This is a genomic window from Micromonospora sp. S-DT3-3-22, assembly GCF_015354745.1.
Lineage (GTDB): Bacteria > Actinomycetota > Actinomycetes > Mycobacteriales > Micromonosporaceae > Micromonospora > Micromonospora wenchangensis.
Genome location: NZ_JACGMO010000109.1, coordinates 1 through 20,346 on the forward strand (window position 1 = coordinate 1; position 20,346 = coordinate 20,346).

Genomic DNA, 20,346 nt, shown 5'->3' on the forward strand with positions numbered 1-20,346 from the left:
CGGCGCGCCGGCGAGCCCGGCGGCGGCCACCGCGCCGGCACCGGCCGGGCCGGTGACGCCGAGCGCGTGCGCGTCGTCGACCAGCAGCAACGCGCCGTGCCGCCGGGCCACCGCGTGCAGCGCGGCCAGCGGCGCGAGGTCGCCGTCGACGGAGAACACCGACTCGGTGACCACCACCGCCGGGCGACCCGGCGCGGCGGCGAGCGCGACGGCCACCGCGTCGACGTCGGCGTGCGCGGTGACCACCGTCTCCGCGCCGGAGATCCGGCAGCCGTCGATCAGCGAGGCGTGGTTGTGGGCGTCGGAGACGAGCAGGGTACGCGGTGAGACCAGGCCCCGGACGGCTGCCAGGTTGGCCAGGTAGCCGGAGGAGAAGACGAGCGCCCGGTCGACGCCGAGCCAGTCGGCCAGGTCGTCCTCCAGCGCGTGGTGGACGTCGGTGGAGCCCCGGACCAGCCGGGAACCGGTGGCGCCCAGCCCGTACCCGGACAGGGCCCGGCCGGCGGCGGCCACGACCTCGGGATGGGTGGCCAGACCCAGGTAGTCGTTGCCGGCCAGGTCGACGTCCGGGTCACCGGCGGCGCGGGGGCGCAGGGTACGGGTGAGTCCCGCCTTCGCCCGCAGCGCGGCGCGACGGTCCAGGGCCGCCAGCCAGTCCGCCACCGGTCACCGCCTCCGTCCGCCGTCCGACCTGCCACCCTGCCGACCTGCCACCCCGACCGCACGGTCCCGGGCCCCGACGACCGGCCCGTGCCGGTGGATGACGGCGTTGCCGCCGCCGGGCGAAATTACCATCCGCCGGGCCGGCACCGGCGTGGCGGCGGGCCCGCCGCACCGCCCCGCGCGGGGCCGCCGGGGTGGCCCGGGGCCGTCGGCTCGGGCGTTTCCCGGCCCGCACCGGCCTTGTAGGGTACGAGCCATGCCAGAGATCCTCGACCAGGCCCGGACCCAGGTGCTGGGCGACGGCGTCGGCCTCGACCAGGCCGGTGTCCTCGCGGTGCTGACCCTGCCCGACGAGCACCTCACCGCCGCCCTCCAGCTCGCCCACGAGGTGCGGATGCGCTGGTGCGGTCCGGAGGTCGAGGTCGAGGGGATCGTCTCGCTGAAGACCGGCGGCTGCCCGGAGGACTGCCACTTCTGTTCGCAGTCGGGCCTGTTCACCTCGCCGGTCCGGTCGGTGTGGCTGGACATCCCGTCACTGGTCGAGGCGGCGAAGCAGACGGCGGCGACCGGGGCGAGCGAGTTCTGCATCGTGGCCGCCGTGCGCGGCCCCGACGACCGGCTGATGAAGCAGATGCGCGAGGGGGTCGCCGCGATCCGCGCGGAGGTCGACATCCAGGTCGCCGCGTCGCTGGGCATGCTCACCCAGGAGCAGGTCGACGACCTGGTCGAGATGGGCGTGCACCGCTACAACCACAACCTGGAGACCTGCCGCTCGTACTTCCCGAACGTGGTCACCACGCACTCCTGGGAGGAACGCTGGGAGACCCTGCGGATGGTCCGCGAATCGGGCATGGAGGTCTGCTGCGGTGGCATCCTCGGCCTCGGCGAGACCGTCGAGCAGCGCGCCGAGTTCGCCGCGCAGCTCGCCGAGCTGGACCCGCACGAGGTGCCGCTGAACTTCCTCAACCCGCGTCCGGGCACGCCGCTGGGCGACCGGCCGGTGGTGGAGGGTAAGGACGCGCTGCGGGCCATCGCCGCGTTCCGGCTGGCCATGCCGCGCACCATCCTGCGCTACGCGGGCGGCCGGGAGATCACCCTCGGTGACCTGGGTACCCGCGACGGCCTGCTCGGCGGGATCAATGCGGTGATCGTCGGCAACTACCTGACCACGCTGGGTCGGCCGGCGACCGACGACCTGAAGCTGCTCGACGAGCTGAAGATGCCGGTCAAGGCGCTCTCCGCCACCCTGTGAGGTGATGATGACCGACGCGGGTGACCCGACCGCCGACGGCCGTACGGCACGGTCCGCCGTGCTGACGTCGGCCGCGACCTGGTGCGACCGCTGCGGCGCGGACGCCACGGCGGGCCCGCACCCGGGGTGCGCGGCGGCCCGGGTGCTGGAGCCGCCCCGCTACTGCGGGCACTGCCGACGGCGGATGAAGGTGCAGGTGCTGCCGGTCGGCTGGTCGGCGGTCTGCGTCGAGCACGGCGAGCGGCGGGGCTGACGGGTGCTGCGCGGGCGGACGGTGACGCTACGCCCGGTGACCGGTGCCGACGTGCCGGCCCTGGCCGCGATCCGGGCCACCCCCGAGGTGCGCCGCTGGTGGCGTGGCGGCGACGACCTGGCCGAGTCGGTGCGGGCCGACCTGGCCGACGACGCGCTGACGGTCTACGTGATCGAGCACGCGGGCCGGCTGGTCGGGGCGATCCAGTGGTACGCCGAGACCGACCCGGACTACCGTCACGCCAGCCTGGACGTCTTCCTCGACCCGGCGGTACGCGGCAACGGCCTGGGCGGGGACGCGGTCCGCGCCCTGGTCCGGCACCTGGTCGACGAGTACGGCCACCACCGGTTCACCATCGACCCGGCGGCGGCGAACACGGCGGCGATCCGGGCGTACGCGAAGGTGGGGTTCCGCCCGGTGGGCATCATGCGGCGGTACGAGCGGGGCGCGGACGGGCGCTGGCACGACGCGCTGCTGATGGACCTGCTCGCGGAGGATCTGGCCGGCTGAAACCGGGCGGGGCGTGCCCGGCACCCTCAGGTGCCGGACACGCCCCGGTCGTTGCGCGGGCGCAGGTGCGCCTAGCGCTGGAGGGTGAGGACGCCCGGCCGCCACGGCAGCAGGTTGTAGTCACCGCCCGCGTTCGGGTCCTTGCCCTGGTAGAGCAGTTGCAGGTTGCAGGCGTCGACGGTCTTGGTCTGGTCGGGGTTGGTGCGGACCAGGTCACCGTGGCTGATGTCGTTGGTCCACGTGGCGCCGCTGTTGGCCTTGCCGGCGAAGGGGTTGCTCTCGCTGGCCGCCTGCGGGGTCCACGAGCCGCCCAGGCTGTTGGACGTGAACGACCGGAAGTAGCGCCCCTGGCTCCCGATCGCCTCGACGATCATCAGGTACTGGTTCTGGCCCGCCACCTTGTAGACCTCGACGCCCTCGAACAGGTTGTTCGTCGAGTCGGTCATGATCGTCGTGTAGCTCGAACCGAAGCTGCCCGGGAAGTTCCCGAGCGGCATGCTCGACCGGTAGATCTTGCCGTTGTCCCCGGCGAAGAACAGGTACATGTTCTGGTCGTCGCCGATGAGGGTCTGGTCGATCACACCGTACGGGGCGTCCGGGAGGGTGGCGGTGGACAGCGTCTGCGCCGAGGACCAGCCGTTGGCGTTGGTCGGGTCGCTCGACGTCTTGTAGCTGAACGAGGTCGGTCCCCACTGGTACGCCAGCACCCAGATGTTCTTCGGCGCGAAGTAGAGCAGGGTGGGCGCCACGGTGCCCTGGCTCATCCCGTTCTGGCTGGCCGAGGCCATGTCGGACCAGTTGGTGAACGTGCCGAAGTTCATCGAGCTGTACTGGCCGCTGCTGTTGACGTACGAGCCGTAGACCAGGTGCTTGCCGTTGTAGACCACGTTGGTGAAGTCCTTGAGCGAGACCCAGCCGTTCTTGGGGCTGGTCAGCGCGCCGGTCGACGACCACCGGTAGGTCGACGGGAGGGCACAGCCGCCCGCCGGGGGCGTGGTCGGCGGCGGGGTCGTGGTCGGCGGCGTCGAGGTCGGCGGCGTGGTGCTACCGGCGAAGTCGGTGCGCCACTGCTGGTTGGTCTGCCCGTGGCAGTCGTACAACTGGACCTGCTGGCCGTTGCCGGTGCCCCAGACGTCCAGGCAGCGGCCGGACTGCACGCCGCTGATGGTGCCGTTGGAGTTGATGTTCCACTGCTGGTTCGCCCCGCTGTTGCAGTCCCAGATGATGATCCCGGTGCCGTTGGCGGTGGCCGCGCCGTTGGCGTCCAGGCACTTGGTGCCGTAGACCCGCAACTGCTTGCTGCTGGTGTACGTCCACTGCTGGTTGGACTGGCCGTTGCAGTCGTAGAGCTGCACCCGGGTGCCGTTGGTCTGGGTGGAGTTCGGTACGTCGATGCACCGGTTCGACGCCACGCCGACGATCCGTCCGGCGCCGCCGCTCGGTGGCGGGGTCGTGGTGGGTGGGGTCGTGGTGGGCGGGCCGGTGGTCGGCCCGGAGGTCGGGGGGGCCGCGTTGAGCGCGTTGAGGACCGAGTTGTACGCGGCCTTCTTGTTGCCGCCGCCGTCGAACAGCAGCGGGCTCTCGTTGGAGCGCCAGGAGTCGCTGTCGCGCACGCCCCACACGGTGATGCCGATGCAGCGCGGCACGTTCAGGCACGCCTGGGTCAGCCCGGCGTACTGGGTGGTGGAGGAGTTCGTGACGTCGACCTCGGTCAGCGCCACGTCCACGCCGAGGGCGGCGAAGCTGGACAGCGTGGTCTGGAAGTTGCTCGGCAGCGAGCTGCCGCCGGTGAAGTGGGTCTGCAGGCCGACGCAGTCGATCGGGACGCCCCGGGACTTGAAGTCCTGGATCATGCGGTAGACGCCCTGCGTCTTGCCGTACGACCAGTTCTCGATGTTGTAGTCGTTGTAGCAGAGCTTCACCGACGGGTCGGCGGCCCGCGCGGTGCGGAACGCCACCTCGATCCAGTCGTTGCCGGTGCCCTGGAGGTTCGACGACCGGCGGCTGCCGTCCTCGTTGAACGCCTCGTTGACCACGTCCCAGGCGGCGAGCTTGCCCTTGTAGTGGCCCATCACGCCGTTGATGTGGTCGATCATGGCCTGCCGCAGGGTGCTGCCGCTGAGGCTCTGCATCCAGCCGGGCTGTTGGGCGTGCCAGGCCAGGGTGTGCCCACGGACCTTCAGGCCGCGCTGGGTCGCCCAGTTGTAGATCTGGTCACCGGAGTTGAAGTTGAACTGGCCCCGCTGGGGCTGCGTCGCGTCCGGCTTCATCTCGTTCTCGGCCGTGATCATGTTGAACTCGCGGCCGGCGATCGTGCTGTACGTCGAGTCGCCGAGCCGGCCGGCCGCGATCGCCGTGCCGAAGTACCGGCCCGACTGCGCGGCGGCCGCGCCCAGCGTGGTCGCGGCGGCGTTCGCCGACGGCATCATCACCGCGGCGGCGGCCACCGTCACGACGCCTACCGCGCCGGCGAGCAGTGCTCGGACGGCGGGCGAGCGGCGGCGTCGACTCCCGCCGCGATGATCGGATGGGCTCATTGCCATCGTGGCCTCCTTACTGGCCCACACCCAGGCCGTCGGGCGGGACGACCGGACGTTACGGTTGTTAAATCTAACGCCGTCGATGTTTCCATCATGCACCGCCCGGAACAAAGGTGTTTCGGAAAAGTTTCGGAACATTTTTGGCCGGGCCCGACCCGACGCGACGTGGCCGGTCACCGCAGGTGCGGTGCCGGCCACGCCACGTCGACGATCAGGAGACCGTGCAGGCGGCCCCGTTGAGCGTGAAGCCCGTCGGCTTCGGGTTGCTGCCGGTGTGGGTGCCGTTGAACCCGATGCTGGTGGACGCGCCGGGGGCCAGCGCCCCGTTGTAGCTCATGCTGGTCGCGGTCACCGCCGAACCGGTCTGGGCGTACGTCGCCGACCAGCCCTGCCCGATCTTCTGCCCGCTGTTCGGGAAGGTGAAGGCCAGGGTCCAGCCGGTGAGCGCGGTCGTACCGGTGTTGGTGATGGTGATGCTGGCGGTGAAGCCGTTGGTCCAGTCGCTGGTGGTGTAGCCGACCCGGCACGACGAGGCGGGCAGGGTCGGGGTGGGCGTGGGGGTCGGCGTCGTGGTGTCCGGCAGGGTCTGCACGGTGAGCGTCTTCGACGGGGTCGACGGGTTGCCGGCGGCGTCCACCGCCACCACGTAGAACCCGTACGAGGTGTCCGGCGTCAGCCCGGTCACCGGGAAGGTGGTGCCGGTGGGGGTGCCGATCACCACCGGACCCGGCAGGGACGACTTGTAGACCTTGTAGCCGGTGACCCCGACGTTGTCGGTGGACGGCGTCCAGGTCAGGGTCAGCCCGTTCGTGCCGATGTTCGACGCGTCCGGGGTGCCCGGCTGGGTCGGTCCGGTGGTGTCCGGGCCGTTGCCTGCCGGGGTGGCCACCGCGAGCACCGGCGACGACAGCGAGCTGTTGCCGGCGCCGTCCCGGGCCCGGACCCAGAACCGGTAGTTGCTGGCGGGCAGGAGCGTGGTCAGGGTCAGGCTGTTGGTGGTGGTGCGGTACGACATCCGCGCGTCGCTGCCGACAAACTCCTGGACGACGTCGTAGCCGGCCAGTCCGCTGCCACCGGTGTCGGTGGACGCGGGCCAGGTCAGCGTCATGCCGGTGGAGGTGATCGCCGAGGCGACGGGGGTGCCGGGGACGGTGGGCGGGGTGGTGTCGGTCGGCGTCGAGGTCGGCTCGTCACCCCAGACCCGGGTGGTCCCGGCGTACAGCGGCACCTTCGGGTTCGGGCCGGCGGTGGCCTGGTACGACGGGTCGTTGGTCGGGTCCCAGGTGCCGCCCTCCGGTACGCCGATCTTGAACTGCACCTCCATCCGGTGCTGCGACTGCCCGGCCGGGGCGATCGTCTGACCGGTGCAGTCCACCTCGACGTACCAGATGTCGCCGGAGAGCTGCCTGGCCGTCGAGGGCGACGGGCAGCCCTGGGTGTAGCCGGGGGTGACCTGGACGGCGGTGCTGCCCTCGGGGCGGAAGTAGTAGCGGAACTTCCCGTTGGTCAGCGCCCGCGCCGGGAAGGCCGACTTGTTGTAGATGATCGCCTTGAGCCCGGTGGCCCGGGGCTCGGCCTGCATCACCGTGGTCTCCACGGTCAGCTCGGCGATGTCCGGCTGCTCGGCGGTGGGGAAACCGGCGAGCGGGGTGCCGCCGTACTCCTGGGAGAGCCGGGCCAGGGCGGAGGTGAAACCGGCGTTGTAGTCGGTGGCGACCTCGTTCATCACGTAGTCGGACCGGCTGTCGGTGTACGCGTCGTTGGCCGAGGACGGGCCGCCGACCAGCGCGCCGTAGAGCACGTGCCGGGTCTCCACCGGCACCGTCTGGCTGTCCCACCAGGAACCGTGCGCGGTGCGGTGGTGCGGGTTCTTCGGCGCGTTGCTGCCGAATCCGATCACGTAGCTGGACTTGCGCGGGTTGTCGCCGAGCGCGTAGTTGATCTGCCGGACGGCGAAGTCGTGGAACCGGGCCTTGCGGGTGGCGTCGGTGGTCTTGTCGCTGTAGACCAGCGCCGCGAAGCTGGTGTTGGCGGCGTACCGCAGCGCGCCCCAGGAGTCGAGGACGGCCATCCCGCCCGGCGAGTAGGGCACCTTCTGGCCGTTGACGCCGACCGTCCAGTAGTCGAGCCACCGGTTGGCGTCGTCGACGTACTTCTGCTTGCCGGTCAGGTTGGCCAGCAGCACGTACGCCCCGAACTGCTTGTTGTCCCAGGCCAGGGTCCACTTGTAGGACCGGGTGGTGGACTGCGGCTCGGTGCCGAGCTTGTCGTACTCGCTCTCGGCCTTGGCCAGGTAGCTCGCGTCGCCGGTGGCCCGGTGCAGCCAGATCGCGCCCCAGACCAGTTCGTCCTGGTAGCCGCTCCACGACTTGTAGAAGCTGGTCGCGTCGGTGATGCACTCGTGGTAGCTCTTGCGCACCGTGTCGGCGAACGTGTAGAGCTGCTTGGCGTGGGTGAGCAGCTTGTCGGCGTAGGTCGCGTCGGTGGGCCGGAACACCATCGACGACGCGGCCATCGCCGCCGCCGTCTCCCCCGCCAGGTCCGCGCCGCCACAGCTCGAATCGATCTTGTACGCGGGCCGCGCCATCGGCAGCACCTCGGCCGGGCCCCACCACTTGTGGTCGTCGTCGCCCTTGCCGACCTGCCCGTAGAGCACGTTCGCCGAGGGGTGCGCCTTGATGAAGTAGTCGTTGACGAAGCGCAGGTTGTTCAGCAGCGGGGTGAGCTGCCCGGCGGCGACGTACCCGTCCCGGTACTCGACCGCGCCCCAGGCGAGCATGGTGGCGCTGAACGCCATCGGGAAGCCGAACTTCACGTGGTCACCGGCGTCGTACCAGCCACCGGTGAGGTCCACGCCGACGTCCGCGCCGTCGGTGAGCGCGGAGTCGCCCCGCCAGGAGACCCGGTTCCAGGACGGCTTCTTGCCGGACTGCTGCGCCTCGTAGAACAGCAGCGACTTCTGCAACGCCTCGGGGTAGTTGAACATGCCGGTGCCGGCGGCCTCGGCGGCCTCGGCGCGCCCGGCAGCGGTGGGGGCGGCCCCGGCGGTGAGCGGGACCGCGCTGATGGCGAGGGTCAGACCGCTGGCCAGGGCGGCACCGGCGGCGAGCAGGCGGCGGAGCCGGGGCCGGCCCGCGCCCGACCGGCCGGGCCGGTTCGGGTGCTGCATGCGGAACTCCTGTCGGTGGTGCCTCCGGCGACGCCCACCGGACGCGGGGACGGGGGCGTCGCGGGTGGTGGGCGTCGCCGGAGGCGGGTGGTGGTGAGAGGACCGAAGGAGTCGCGGGAGCGCTCCCATGGATGTGCGCCAATGTAATCGTTCGGTCATCGGTTTGTGAAGGGGCCAACCCCGACGACACCGGAAGAAGCCCTCCGGGCACACCGGCCGGACCCCCGTTGAGGTGGGCCGCCCCCGACCGGGCCGGGCACCACGGCCGGCCGGCGACCACCACCCGACCGGACTAGCCTGGATCGATGTCGATGATCGAACAGGTGTCGCTGGGCGTGACCGACGACCGTCGCGCCGGCCGGTTCTGGGCCCAGGCCCTCGGCTACGTCCGCCGGCCACCCCGCTACCCCGGGGACGGCTGGATCGTGCTGGAACCGCCGCCCGGCACCACCGGGGTGCCCCTGGCGATGGACGTCAGCGTCAGCCCGGTGACGGACCACCCCCGCATCCACCTCGACCTGCACGCGGGAGGCCGGGACCTCGACGACGAGGTCGACCGGCTGTGCGGTCTCGGGGCCGAACGGGTCGACTGGCCGCACTACCCCACCGAGCCGGAACCCGGCCAACTGCCGTACGTCGTCCTCGCCGACACCGAGGGCAACCGGTTCTGCGTGTCCGGGCACCGCCGGGCCGGCGTCCTCTTCGGCTGACCGCCACCCCACCGGCCCGCGCACCCACCGGCCCGGCCGGCGGCCCCGGGCCGCCTGGCCGCGACCGGCCCCGGCGCACCGAACCGGGCCCGGACATGGGCAGGGCCCCCGCACCGGGGGCCCTGCCTGTACACCGTTCTCCGCATCGGAGTTCGGCCACGCACCGGAAGGAAAGCCCCCGCCCGGTGCCACACGGGTTGTCTCGATCAGCGGTGGTCGGTCGTCAGCACACCCCACCGGTCGTGCTCGTCCGCCGGGGACCGATCACGGCCGCACCGGGCCGACCGGGCCGACCGGCGACCGGGCCGTCGCCCACCGGGGCGGCCAGCGCGACGGTCACGGTGAGCAGGCTGCCGTCCCGCTCGATCGGCGCGGACCGGCCCAGCCGGGCCACCGTACGCACCATCGGCGTGTTCTCCGCCTGGGTGTGCAGGACAAGCGCCGCGAACCCGGCCCGCTCGGCGTGGGCGAGCAGCCGGCGCAGCAGCGCGGTGCCCAGCCCACGCCGCTGCCAGTCGTCCCGGACCAGCAGCGCCGCCTCCGCCTCGTCGCCCTCGGCGAGCAAATTGGCCAGCCCGACGACCGACTCCACCGCCCCGTCGGAGCCGGTCGTCGTGGCCACCAGGGTCAACCCCCGGGCCGGTTCCAGCAGCCGGCGCAGCCGGGCCGGCGAGGGCAGCGCCGCCCCGCTCAGGTAGCGCCGCTGCCGGCTGGACGCCGAGCAGCGCTCGTGCAGGTCCACCACGCCCGCCAGGTCGTCGGCGGTCGCCGGCCGGACGGTCAGCTCCGCCCCGTCGGGCAGCACCAGCACCACCCGGTCGGCCTCCCGCCGGGCCACCGCCGCCGCCAACTCGACGAGCGCCTGCGCCCGCGCGTACTCGGCCGGGGTGAAGCTGGGCGCCTGCCGGCGCAGTTCGTACGAGCCGCCGGCCGGATCGGTCAGCAGCATGGTCGTGGTGCCCACCGCGTCGTGCCCGACGGCAGCCGTCGGCCGCCAGGTCACCTCGTCCGCGCCGAGCGTGGCCCGGAGCACCTCACCGGCCAGTTCCGGGTCACCGACCAGCCGGGTGGCCAGCCCGAGCACCCGGGTCGGCTGGTCGGCCAGGCCCCGCGCCTCGCTGCGGGCGACCCAGCAGTCCCGGCCCCGGCCACGCTCGACGGCGGCGATCAGATCCGCCTCGTCGAGGGTGTCCGGCGCGTCGACGAGGAAGTCGTCCACCGCGCCGACCTCGGTGGTGTGCACCTGCACGGTGAGGATGTTGACCCCCCGCAACGCGAGACTCGCGGTGAGGACCGACAGGTATCCCGGCCGGTCGTCCACGGTCGCGCGCACCCGCCACAGCGCCATGTCCACTCCCTTCCCCAGCACGAAGCCTGCCCGCAGCCTGTTGCCGTGGCGTTGCCCGGCGGTGTCGCACCGGCAACCGTCCGCCCAGGTCAGGTGACGGTGGTCACCGACTGCGGGCCGACCAGGTCGAGCCGGTCGCCGAGGATCACCGCGCTGGCCCGGACGAGCTGGGCGAGCCGGTCCACCTCGGTGGCGTGGAACCCGGCGGCGGTCAACGGCTCGGTGTGGTCCCGGGCCACCACCAGCACCAGCCCGGCCCGGCCGAACGGCGCGATCGCGTAGTGCGTGCCGTCGGCCATGGTCAGGGTGCGGGCCCGCAGCGGGGTCACCTCGGGCAGCCGGGGCGGCTCGGGCGCGCGCCAGCTGGCGTGCCCGACGGTCGCCGTCCCCGCGCCGGCCCGGGAGGCCCAGTCCACCGGCACGACGGCCGCCACCGCCCAGTCCGCCGCGAGCAGCCCCGGCACCGCGTCGACCAGGGTGGCCACCCCGTCGGTGGGGTTCGCCGCCACCTGGGCGAGCAGTTCGGCGTCCTGACCGGTGGTGGTCGGCGCGCCGATCGCCCGCCACACCCCGTCGACGCGCACCCCGGGGATGGCGGCCAGCCCCGCGAGCAGCCCCTCGACCCGGGCGGCACCGGGCCAGACCACGGTGAAGTCGTCCACCGCCCGGCCGCCGAGCCGTTCCAGCACCACGACCTGGACGATGTCGGCACCGGAGACGCCGAGCGTGCGGGCCACCTGGCCGAGTGTCCCGGGTCGGTCCGGCAGGGTCACCCGAACTCTCAGCAACATGTCTGTCCCTCCGCTCGGCGGGCCGACCGCACACGGCCGGCAGGCTGGTCCCCAGCCTGCCGGTTGACCATTTCGCCCCTGTTGCCGTGGCATGTCCCCGGCGGAAAATTGCTGACCTTGACAACCCGGCTGACCTGCCATCAACTATGCGGATGACCGAGCCGGCCGTCGACGCGTCCCACGACGGCGGAGCCCCCGGCGACCGGACGCCACGCGGGCTGGACCTCGACCGGCTGGCCGGGTGGCTGACCACCCACCGGCCGGAGCTGGCCGACGGCCCGCTGCGGGCCAGCCTGATCACCGGCGGCAAGTCCAACCTGACCTACCTGCTGCACGGCGCCGGGCGCGAACTGGTGCTGCGCCGCCCGCCGCTGGGGCACGTGCTGGCCACCGCGCACGACATGGCCCGCGAGCACCGGGTGATCGCCGCGCTCGCGCCGACCGCCGTGCCGGTGCCCGAGGCGGTGCTGCTCTGCGTCGACCCGGCGGTGATCGGGGCCCCCTTCTACCTGATGCGGCGGGTGCCGGGCGAGGTGCTGCGCACCCGGGCCCAGACCGACCCGCTCACCGACGCGCAACGCCGTGACCTGGCCTGGGCGATGATGGACACCCTGGCCGCGCTGCACACCGTCGACCCGGCCACGGTGGGGCTGGCCGACTTCGGCCGTCCGGAGGGCTACCTCGGCCGGCAGGTACGACGCTGGGCCGGCCAGCTCGACCGGTCCCGCAGCCGGGAACTGCCCGGGGTGGACGAGCTGCGCGACGCGCTGGCCGCCTCGGTGCCCGAGGGGGTGAACGCCGGCCGGATCGTGCACGGCGACTACCGGCTGGACAACCTGCTCACCACGGTCGACCCGGTGTCGGTCCGGGCGGTGCTGGACTGGGAGATGGCCACCCTCGGCGACCCGCTGGCCGACCTCGGGCTGCTGCTGACGTACTGGGACGTGCTCGGCGACAGCGACCTCGCCGAGGGCAACCCGGTCGCCGACGGGCTCGGCCCGCGCGCCGGCTTCCCCACCGGCGACGAGCTGATCGCCCGGTACGCCGACCGCAGCGGCGTCGACGTGGGGCCGCTGCACTGGCACCTGGCTCTCGGCTGTTTCAAGCTCGCGGTGATCTGCGAGGGCATCCACTACCGGCACACCCTGGGGCAGACCCTCGGCGGTGGGTTCGACCGGATCGGCGACATGGTGACGCCGCTGGTGGAGCACGGTCTGCGCGCGGTCAGGGGGAACTGATGGACTTCGGCTACGACGAGCGCACCGTCGAGCTGCGGGAGCGGCTCGACGCGTTCCTGGACGAGTGCGTCCTGCCGGCCGAGCCGGTGCACGCGGCGCAGGTCGCGGCGGCGGGTGACCCGTGGTCGCGGTCCCCGGTGCTCGACGGGCTGAAGGTCGAGGCGCGACGGCGCGGCCTGTGGAACCTCTTCCTGCCCGACCCGCGTTACGGCGCCGGGCTGACCAACCTCCAGTACGCCCCGCTGGCCGAGCTGACCGGGCGCAGCCCGCACCTGGCCCCCGAGGCGGTCAACTGCGCCGCCCCGGACACCGGCAACATGGAACTGCTGGCCGAGTTCGGCTCCGGTGCGCAACGCGACAGGTGGCTCACCCCGCTGCTGGCCGGCGAGATCCGCTCGGCGTTCTGCATGACCGAGCCCGAGGTGGCCTCCTCCGACGCCACCAACATCGCCACCCGGATCGTCCGCGACGGCGACCACTACGTGGTCAACGGCCGCAAGTGGTGGTCGTCCGGGGCGATGGACCCCCGGTGCGAGCTGTTCATCGTGATGGGCAAGACCGACCCGGACGCCGACCGGCACCGCCAGCAGAGCATGGTGCTGGTGCCCCGGGACACCCCCGGGGTGCACGTCCGCCGGGGCATGACGGTCTTCGGCTACACCGACGCCCCGCACGGCGGGCACGCCGAGATCGACTTCGTCGACGTCCGGGTGCCGGCGGAGAACCTGGTCGGTGCCGAGGGGGCCGGGTTCGCCATCGCCCAGGCCCGGCTCGGTCCGGGCCGCATCCACCACTGCATGCGCCTGGTCGGGATGGCCGAGCGGGCCCTGGAGCTGCTCTGCCGGCGGGCCAACCAGCGGATCGCGTTCGGCCGGCCGCTCGCCGAGCAGGGCGTGGTCCGGGAGTGGATCGCCGAGTCCCGGGTACGGATCGAGCAGGCCCGGTTGCTGGTGCTCAAGACCGCCTGGCTGATGGACACCGTCGGCAACAAGGGCGCGCACACCGAGATCCAGGCCATCAAGATCGCAACTCCGGCGATGGCCGAGTGGGTGATCGACAAGGCGATCCAGGGGTACGGCGGCGCCGGGGTCAGTCAGGACACCCCGCTCGCCGGGCTCTGGGCCCAGGCCCGCACCCTGCGGCTCGCCGACGGCCCCGACGAGGTGCACCGCGCGTCCCTGGCCAGGCGGGAACTGCGCCGCTGGTCCTGAGCCGACGGCACCGGCACGCCCCACCGCCCGTACGGACGTGGAGGCCGGAGGTGTCGAAGCGCTTCAGGTGGAGGCACGCTGGATGAGTTCGGTGTCCAGCAGGATGTGCGGGGTGGGGATCTCGTCGCCCCGGATGCGGGCCACCAGCAGCCGGGCCATCTGCCGGCCCATCTCCTCCACCGGCTGGAAGACCGTGGTCAACGGCGGGTCGGCCTGCTGGGCGACGGGCGAGTCGTCGAACCCGATGATCGCCACGTCCTCGGGCACCCGCCGGCCCGCCTCGCGCAGCGTCCGCAGCGCGCCGAACGCCATCAGGTCGGAGGCGACGAAGACCGCGTCCAGCTCGGGGCAGGCGTCCAGCAGCCGGCGCATGCACGCCGCGCCGCTGCCCTCGCTGAAGTCCCCGTAGGCGATCATGCGGGGGTCGAGCATCCCGACGGTGGACTCCACCGCCTCCCGGTAGCCGACCAGGCGGGCCAGGCCGGCGCCCATGTCCTGCGGGCCGGCGATGGTGGCGATCCGGCGGCGACCCTGCCGGGCCAGGTGCTGCACCGCGTTGCGGGCGCCACCGACGTTGTCGACGTCGACGAACCAGGACGGCCGCGCCCCGGGGCGCAGCATCCGGGCCGGCCGGCCACCGAGCACGGTGGGCAGGTCGCGCTCCTCCAGCAGGGTGGGCAGCGGGTCGGAGTCGTGCAGCGACAGCAGCAGGACCCCGTCGACGTGCTGGTTGGTCAGGTGGTTCTCGACCCGTTCCCGTTCGATCGGGGACTGCACCATGGCGAGCCAGAGTTGCAGCGGCGTCTCCAGCAGGCCGGAGCTGACGCCCCGGACGATGCCGGCGAAGAACGGCTCGGTGAAGACCCGCTCCCCCGACTCGGACACCACCAGGGCCACCGAGTCGGTCCGCTGGGTGACCAGTGCCCGTGCCGCCCGGTTCGGGACGTACCCCAGCTCGGCGATGGCCTGTTGGACGGCGGCCCGGGCCTCCGGGCTGACCTGGGGTGAGCCGTTGACCACCCGGGAGACCGTGCCCCGCCCGACACCCGCGCGGGCGGCGACCGCGTCGAGGGTCGGGCGCCCGAGTGACCGGGTGCGTTGCGTTGTCATCGTCTGCTCCTCCGACGTCGGACGGTCCCCGCCGTCCGCCCCCGGGGGCGGGCGGCGCGGCGGGGCCGTCCGGAATGCTGGCTGGCCTCTGCCTATTGTGCGGCCAGACCGTTGCGTCGGATCACCTCGGCGTACCACCTGGCACTGGACTTGGGGATACGGGCCTGGGTGTCGTAGTCGATCCAGATCATCCCGAAGCGCTTGGTGTAACCCCAGGCCCACTCGAAATTATCCATCAGCGACCACGCGAAGTAGCCCCGCAGGGGCACCCCGGCCGCGATCGCCTCGTGCGAGGCCCGCAGGTGGGCGTCGAAGTAGGCCAACCGGTCGACGTCGTCGACCCGACCGTCCTGCACGGTGTCGACGAACGCCGAGCCGTTCTCGGTGACGTAGAGCGGCAGGTCGGTGTACTCCTCGTGGACCCGCCGCAGCGTCTCCACCAGGCCCGGGGCGTCGATCTCCCAGTCCATGTCGGTGACCGGGACACCCCGGGTGACGAACCGGACGTCCTCGCTGCCCGGCCAGCAGGACGGTGCCCGCCAGTACTTCTCCGGCTCCTCGCCGGCGACCGGCGCGGCCACCACGTGCCGGCTGTAGTAGTTGATCCCGACCAGGTCCAGCGGGGTGGAGATGATCTCCAGATCGCCGTCGCGGACGTGCCCGAAGTCGGTCACCTCGGCCAGGTCGGCGGTCAGGTCCGCCGGGTACGACCCGCGCAGCAGCGGGTCGAGGAAGAACCGGTTGGCCAACCCGTCGATCCGGCGGGCGGCGTCGACGTCGGCCGGGGCGTCGCTGGCCGGGGTCACCGGGTAGAGGTTGACCGTGACACCGAGCTGGGCCTGCGGCAGCTTCGCCCGCAGGGCCTGCACGGCGAGCCCGTGACCGAGCATCAGGTGGTGCCCGGCCCGGACCGAGTCCGCCCCGTCGGACCGCCCGGGGGCGTGCGCCCCGGAGCCGTAGCCGAGGAACGCCGAGCACCACGGCTCGTTGAGCGTGGTCCAGTACTTCACCCGGTCGCCGACGGCGTCCGCGACCAGGGACGCGTAGTCGGCGAACCGACCGGCGGTGTCCCGGGCCGGCCAGCCGCCCGCGTCCTCCAACGGCTGGGGCAGGTCCCAGTGGTAGAGGGTGAGCCACGGCTCGATGCCGTTGGCCAGCAGCTCGTCGACCAGCCGCCGGTAGAAGTCCAGGCCCTCCTGGTTGACGCCGCCGGTGCCGCCGGGCTGCACCCGCGGCCAGGAAACCGAGAACCGGTACGACTTGAGGCCCAGCTCGGCCATCAACCGGACGTCGTCGGACATCCGGTGGTAGTGGTCGCAGGCCACGTCCCCGGTGTGCCCGGAGACCACCCGCCCCTCGGTGTGACTGAACGTGTCCCAGATCGACGGGGTCCGGCCGCCCTCGGCGGCGGCCCCCTCGATCTGGTACGCGGCGGTCGCCGCGCCCCACAGGAAGCCGGGCGGGAAGGTCAGTTCCGGCCCCTGGTCGAGTACGCCGACAGCGGGCGGGTGGGTCGGGTTGCTCACGACTTGACGGCGCCTTCCATGATGCCGCCGATGATCTGGCGGCCGAACACGATGAACACGATCACCAGCGGCACGGTGCCGATGGCGGTCGCGGCGAACACCTGCGAGTAGTCGGTGTAGTAGGCGTAGGACAGGAACGCCAGCGACACCTGCAGGGTCGGGTTCTCGGGGGTGAGCACGGCGTACGGCCACAGGTAGGAGTTCCAGGTCTCCATGAAGGTGAGCAGGCCGAGCACGGCGGCGGCGGGGCGCAGCGCCGGCAGCACGATGTTCCAGAAGATCCGGAAGGTGCTGGCGCCGTCGACCCGACCCGCCTCGATCAGCTCGTCGGAGATGGCCTGGATGGCGTACTGCCGCATCATGAACACGCCGAACGCGCTGACCAGGAAGGGCACGGTCACCGCGTAGAGGGTGTCGTACCAGCCGAGGTCCTGGATCATGCCCCAGAGCGGGATCAGGCCGAGCTGGGTCGGGATCATCATGGTCACGATGATCGTCAGCAGCAGGGCGTTGCGGCCCCGGAACCGCAGCTTGGCGAAGGCGAAGCCGGCCAGCGAGCCGGTGATCACCACCGAGACGGTCACCACCGCGGAGACGATCACCGAGTTGAGCAGACCGGTGAGGAAGTTCGCCGCCGGGTTGTCGAGCACCCGGCCGAAGTTCGCGCCGAACTCGCCGGCCGGGGTGAACGGCGGCGGCACGTCGTTGATCTGGTCGAGGCTACGGGTGGCGATGACCACCATGTAGTAGAAGGGGTAGACCGAGAAGAGCACCGCGACGACGAGCGCGATGTAGAGCAGCGGACTGGTGCGCCAGAGGCGCTGGGATGCCTTGTTCACGGCGCGGTCCTCACTTCACCGAACGGCGGACGAGCAGGAAGTTCACCAGCGAGACCAGGGCGATCATGACGAACATCGCCCAGGCCACCGCGGCGCCGTAGCCGGCGGTGCTGAGGTTCTCGATACCGAGTTCGTACATGTACATCGCCAGGGTCTGGAACTCGCGCTGGTCGCCACCGATGATGTTGCCGTTGCCGAAGACCAGCGGCTCGGTGAAGAGCTGGAGCCCACCGATGGTGGACAGGGTGACCACGAAGACGAAGGTCGGGGTCAGCATCGGCAGGGTGATCCGCCAGAACTGCTTCCACTGGTTGGCGCCGTCGATCGCGGCGGCCTCGTAGAGGTCCTTCGGGATGGCCTGCATGCCGGCCAGCAGGATCAGCGTGTTGTAGCCGGTCCACCGCCAGTTGACCATGGAGGCGATGGCCGTCCAGGAGCTCCACTTCTGGGCGTCCCAGTCGATCGCGTCGACGCCGACCAGGCTGAGGATCCAGTTGATCAGACCGAAGTCGCGCTGGAAGAGCATCCCGAAGACGATCGCCACCGCGGCGACGGAGACCACGTTGGGCATGAAGATGGCCATCCGGAACAGCGTCCGGGCCCGCAGGAAGGTGCGGTTGAGCATGGTGGCCAGGAACAGCGCCAGGAGCAACTGCGGGATCGTCGACAGGATGAAGATGCCGAACGTGTTGATCGTGGCGTTCCAGAAGTACTCGTCGGTGAACAGCCGGGTGTAGTTGTCGAACCCGATGAAGCTGTGGTCACCGATGAGGTCCCAGTCGTGCAGCGACATCCACGCCGTGCGCAGCATCGGGTAGAACCCGAAGATGCCGAAGACCACGAAGAACGGCGCGATGTAGAGGTAGGGCGAGAGCTTCAGGTCGAGGCGGTTCAGGGTGATCGCCCGGCTGCGCCGCCGGGGAGGTGTGGGGGGTGGTGCGCTGGGCGACGGCGGCGCCGTCGTGGCCGAGAGGCTCATGCGGGGTCCTTTCCCGGCTCCGGCGGGGCCGGTGAGGCGGGCGGTACGTGGAACGGGACGCCATTGGTGGCGCCCGGGACATGCCCGGACGCCACCGCCGGTGGTGGTGCAGTGATCAGAAGGCGCCCTGGGTCTTGGCGTCCTTGAGGAACTGCTCCCAGGCCTTGTCCTTGGGGGACTGCCCGTTCTCGTACGAGCGCAGCGCCGGCTCGAACGCGTTCTCCTTGACCGCCTGGTGCTTCGGGCCGAGGTGCAGCGGCTGGATCTTCTCGACGCTCTCACCGAAGATCTTGCCGGTCGGCGCGCCGCTGAAGTACTCGTTGGTGTAGCCGGTGAACTCCGGGTTCTTCAGCGCCTCGAGGTTGGTCGGCAGCGGGCCCTTGAGCTTGAACGCCTCGACCTGGCTCTTCGCGTTGGTCAGGTACTCGGCGAGCTTGGCCGCCTCCTTGGGGTACTTGCTCTGGGCCGGCACGGCGAGCCAGGAGCCGCCCCAGTTGCCCGCGCCGCCGGGAACCGGCGCGACGTCCCACTTGCCCTTGTTCTCCGGGCCGGAGTTGTCGGCGACGATACCGAGCATCCACGACGGGCAGAAGGTGGCCGCGAAGGTGCCCTGCTTGAAGCCGGCGGACCACTCGGGCGACCAGGTGGCGCTCTTGGAGGTGATCTTCGCGTCGGCCATCGCGACCGCGGTGTCCCACGCGGTCCTCACCGCCGCGCTCTTGTCGGCGACGACGTTGTCCTCCTTGTCGTAGAACAGGTCACCGCCCTGCTGGACCATGACCGCGCTGGCCGCGGTGGTGACCGAGTCGATCAGGCCCTTGTTGGTGGCCGCGCGGTACTTCTTGCCGGTCTCGATGAAGGCGTTCCAGTCCGGCCAGAGCGCCGCCACCTGGTCCCGCTCGGTCGGCAGGTTGGCCGCCGCGAACAGGTCCTTGCGGTAGCAGACCGCGAGGCTGCCGACGTCGGTGGGCAGGCCGATCAGCCGCCCGTCCGCCGCCTTGCCCAGCTCCCACTTCCACGGCAGGTATTCCTTGCTGTGGTCGGCCACCAGCGGCGCCAGGTCGGCCCAGTTCGCGGGGTTGGTCTTGAACTCGTTGAGGATGCCCTCTTCGAGCGCGGTCACGTCCGCCGCGCCCTTGCCGGTGGCCAGCGCCCGGACCACCTTCGGCCGGTACTCGTTGAGCTGCGCGGTCTTGCGCAGCTCGACCTTGATGCCGGTGTCCTTCTCGTACTGCTTGACGATCTCGTCGTATCCGAACTCACCGAAGGTGTCGACGACCAGCTTGCTGGGCTTGCCGCCGGCCTCCTTCGGCTCGTCGTCCTTGCCGCAGGCCGCGAGACCGCCGATGGCGGTTACTGCGGCCAGGGCGGCGACCGCGAACCGGGTACGCCGCGTGGTGACGCTCATCCTGACCCCTTTTCGATGGTGAGGCTGGGTGGGTGTGGTGGGGGGGTGCTGTCGCACGTCCCGGCCGGTCCGGCGGTGATCGCCGGTCGGTCTGGGGTGGTCGCGGGTGATCCGCGCCACGCCCTTGGGAACGCTCCCATGAGATTGCCGGGAGGTGTCGGGGGTGTCAATAGACCGTTGGGAGCGTTCCCAGATCGTTACCAGCTATCGCGTTTACGCCGCCCGATGTGATGACCCCGCGGGGACGGAGATCAGCAGAAGCGGCGCAGCAGGGTGGTCGCCCGACCCGCGTCGAACGCCGCCGGGTCGTGCCCGGGACCCGCCCAGTCCCGCATCGTGACGTGCTCCGGGTGGTGCGGATCGGCAAGCGCCGCCAGCAGCAGGAGCTGCCCGGCCGGGCCGCCGACCCCCTCCGGCGGGCAGGCCCGCGCACCCTGCGGGCAACTCGGGTAACGCCCGTCCGGATCGGCGGCGAGGACGTCCTCCACCACCAGGTCGTGCTCCCACCAGTCACCGAAGTCGTAGACGTAGCCGAACCGGCTGCCCTTGCCGGCCACCGCGTCCAGCCGGACGTCCAGCTCGTCGCGCACCGCCGGCTCCGCGTCCGGGTCGGGCTCGCCGTACTGCACGCCGTCGATCTCGAAGGCGTGCAGGTGACAGTCCCGCCAACCCATCGCGTGCTGCACCACCCGGTGCAGCCGGTCGAGGGTGTAGCCGCCGGGGACCAGCACCCGCCGCCAGACCGACGGGCGGACCCCGGTGAGGGACACCTTCAGCTGGAAGATCTGACGTGACATGC

At 71.7% G+C, this 20,346-nt stretch carries 17 protein-coding genes; 6 read left to right on the plus strand and 11 right to left on the minus strand.

Features of this window, described 5'->3' with window-relative positions; all coding sequences use genetic code 11:
* Positions 1 to 663, minus strand: a 663-nt coding sequence (locus H1A17_RS25955; RefSeq protein WP_194823115.1) for an aminotransferase class I/II-fold pyridoxal phosphate-dependent enzyme, incomplete at its 3' end; no start/stop codon positions are given.
* Positions 664 to 919: 256 nt separating this feature from the next.
* Here H1A17_RS25955 and bioB point away from each other — a divergent pair.
* Genes bioB through H1A17_RS25970 form a run of 3 tightly spaced genes read left to right on the plus strand, consistent with a single transcriptional unit; the run spans position 920 to position 2,678 of the window.
* A complete protein-coding gene (bioB, locus tag H1A17_RS25960) occupies positions 920 to 1,915 on the plus strand; it encodes a biotin synthase BioB (RefSeq protein WP_145918573.1) in 996 nt (331 codons plus the stop codon).
* A gap of 7 nt (positions 1,916 to 1,922) precedes the next feature.
* Positions 1,923 to 2,168 (plus strand): hypothetical protein, encoded by a 246-nt coding sequence (locus tag H1A17_RS25965; protein ID WP_228544248.1) that lies wholly within the window; start codon positions 1,923 to 1,925, stop codon positions 2,166 to 2,168.
* Positions 2,169 to 2,171: 3 nt separating this feature from the next.
* Positions 2,172 to 2,678, plus strand: a complete 507-nt coding sequence (locus H1A17_RS25970) for a GNAT family N-acetyltransferase (protein WP_145918572.1) — start codon at positions 2,172 to 2,174, stop codon at positions 2,676 to 2,678.
* Between the two features lie 71 nt (positions 2,679 to 2,749).
* Here H1A17_RS25970 and H1A17_RS25975 read toward each other — a convergent pair whose 3' ends face one another.
* The gene (locus H1A17_RS25975; protein WP_145918571.1) at positions 2,750 to 5,221 is read right to left on the minus strand and encodes a non-reducing end alpha-L-arabinofuranosidase family hydrolase; all 2,472 of its coding nucleotides are present in this window, start codon (positions 5,219 to 5,221) and stop codon (positions 2,750 to 2,752) included.
* 208 nt (positions 5,222 to 5,429) lie between these two features.
* Positions 5,430 to 8,387: a glycoside hydrolase family 9 protein gene (locus H1A17_RS25980; protein WP_145918570.1), complete on the minus strand. Its 2,958-nt coding sequence runs from the start codon at positions 8,385 to 8,387 to the stop codon at positions 5,430 to 5,432.
* A gap of 305 nt (positions 8,388 to 8,692) precedes the next feature.
* Between H1A17_RS25980 and H1A17_RS25985 the strand changes: the two genes are divergently transcribed.
* Positions 8,693 to 9,097 carry a VOC family protein gene (locus H1A17_RS25985; protein ID WP_145918569.1) on the plus strand — a complete coding sequence of 135 codons (405 nt, stop codon included), beginning with the start codon at positions 8,693 to 8,695 and terminating at the stop codon, positions 9,095 to 9,097.
* A gap of 223 nt (positions 9,098 to 9,320) precedes the next feature.
* Here the strand turns inward: H1A17_RS25985 and H1A17_RS25990 are convergent, their stop codons facing one another.
* The gene (locus H1A17_RS25990; RefSeq protein WP_145918568.1) at positions 9,321 to 10,445 is read right to left on the minus strand and encodes a GNAT family N-acetyltransferase; all 1,125 of its coding nucleotides are present in this window, start codon (positions 10,443 to 10,445) and stop codon (positions 9,321 to 9,323) included.
* Positions 10,446 to 10,534: 89 nt separating this feature from the next.
* Positions 10,535 to 11,236 carry an amino acid-binding protein gene (locus tag H1A17_RS25995; RefSeq protein WP_088645447.1) on the minus strand — a complete coding sequence of 234 codons (702 nt, stop codon included), beginning with the start codon at positions 11,234 to 11,236 and terminating at the stop codon, positions 10,535 to 10,537.
* Positions 11,237 to 11,388: 152 nt separating this feature from the next.
* On the opposite strand from H1A17_RS25995, the gene H1A17_RS26000 reads away from it, so the two are divergent.
* Both H1A17_RS26000 and H1A17_RS26005 read left to right on the plus strand, forming a co-directional pair.
* Positions 11,389 to 12,474, plus strand: a complete 1,086-nt coding sequence (locus H1A17_RS26000) for a phosphotransferase family protein (RefSeq protein ID WP_145918567.1) — start codon at positions 11,389 to 11,391, stop codon at positions 12,472 to 12,474.
* A complete protein-coding gene (locus H1A17_RS26005) occupies positions 12,474 to 13,685 on the plus strand; it encodes an acyl-CoA dehydrogenase family protein (RefSeq protein ID WP_145918566.1) in 1,212 nt (403 codons plus the stop codon). The genes H1A17_RS26000 and H1A17_RS26005 overlap by 1 nt, the downstream gene beginning before the upstream one ends.
* A 63-nt stretch (positions 13,686 to 13,748) precedes the next feature.
* Here the strand turns inward: H1A17_RS26005 and H1A17_RS26010 are convergent, their stop codons facing one another.
* From H1A17_RS26010 to H1A17_RS26035, 6 genes are all read right to left on the minus strand, one after another.
* Positions 13,749 to 14,795, minus strand: coding sequence for a LacI family DNA-binding transcriptional regulator (locus H1A17_RS26010; RefSeq protein ID WP_145918565.1), 1,047 nt, complete (start codon positions 14,793 to 14,795; stop codon positions 13,749 to 13,751).
* 92 nt (positions 14,796 to 14,887) lie between these two features.
* The gene (locus H1A17_RS26015; protein ID WP_145918564.1) at positions 14,888 to 16,321 is read right to left on the minus strand and encodes a GH1 family beta-glucosidase; all 1,434 of its coding nucleotides are present in this window, start codon (positions 16,319 to 16,321) and stop codon (positions 14,888 to 14,890) included.
* Positions 16,318 to 17,160, minus strand: coding sequence for a carbohydrate ABC transporter permease (locus tag H1A17_RS26020; protein WP_088645452.1), 843 nt, complete (start codon positions 17,158 to 17,160; stop codon positions 16,318 to 16,320). The genes H1A17_RS26015 and H1A17_RS26020 overlap by 4 nt, the downstream gene beginning before the upstream one ends.
* A gap of 10 nt (positions 17,161 to 17,170) precedes the next feature.
* Positions 17,171 to 18,139, minus strand: coding sequence for a carbohydrate ABC transporter permease (locus tag H1A17_RS26025; protein ID WP_145918563.1), 969 nt, complete (start codon positions 18,137 to 18,139; stop codon positions 17,171 to 17,173).
* Positions 18,140 to 18,254: 115 nt separating this feature from the next.
* Positions 18,255 to 19,547 (minus strand): ABC transporter substrate-binding protein, encoded by a 1,293-nt coding sequence (locus tag H1A17_RS26030; RefSeq protein WP_145918562.1) that lies wholly within the window; start codon positions 19,545 to 19,547, stop codon positions 18,255 to 18,257.
* 251 nt (positions 19,548 to 19,798) lie between these two features.
* Positions 19,799 to 20,344 (minus strand): plasmid pRiA4b ORF-3 family protein, encoded by a 546-nt coding sequence (locus tag H1A17_RS26035; protein WP_145918561.1) that lies wholly within the window; start codon positions 20,342 to 20,344, stop codon positions 19,799 to 19,801.
* Positions 20,345 to 20,346: the final 2 nt, after the last annotated feature.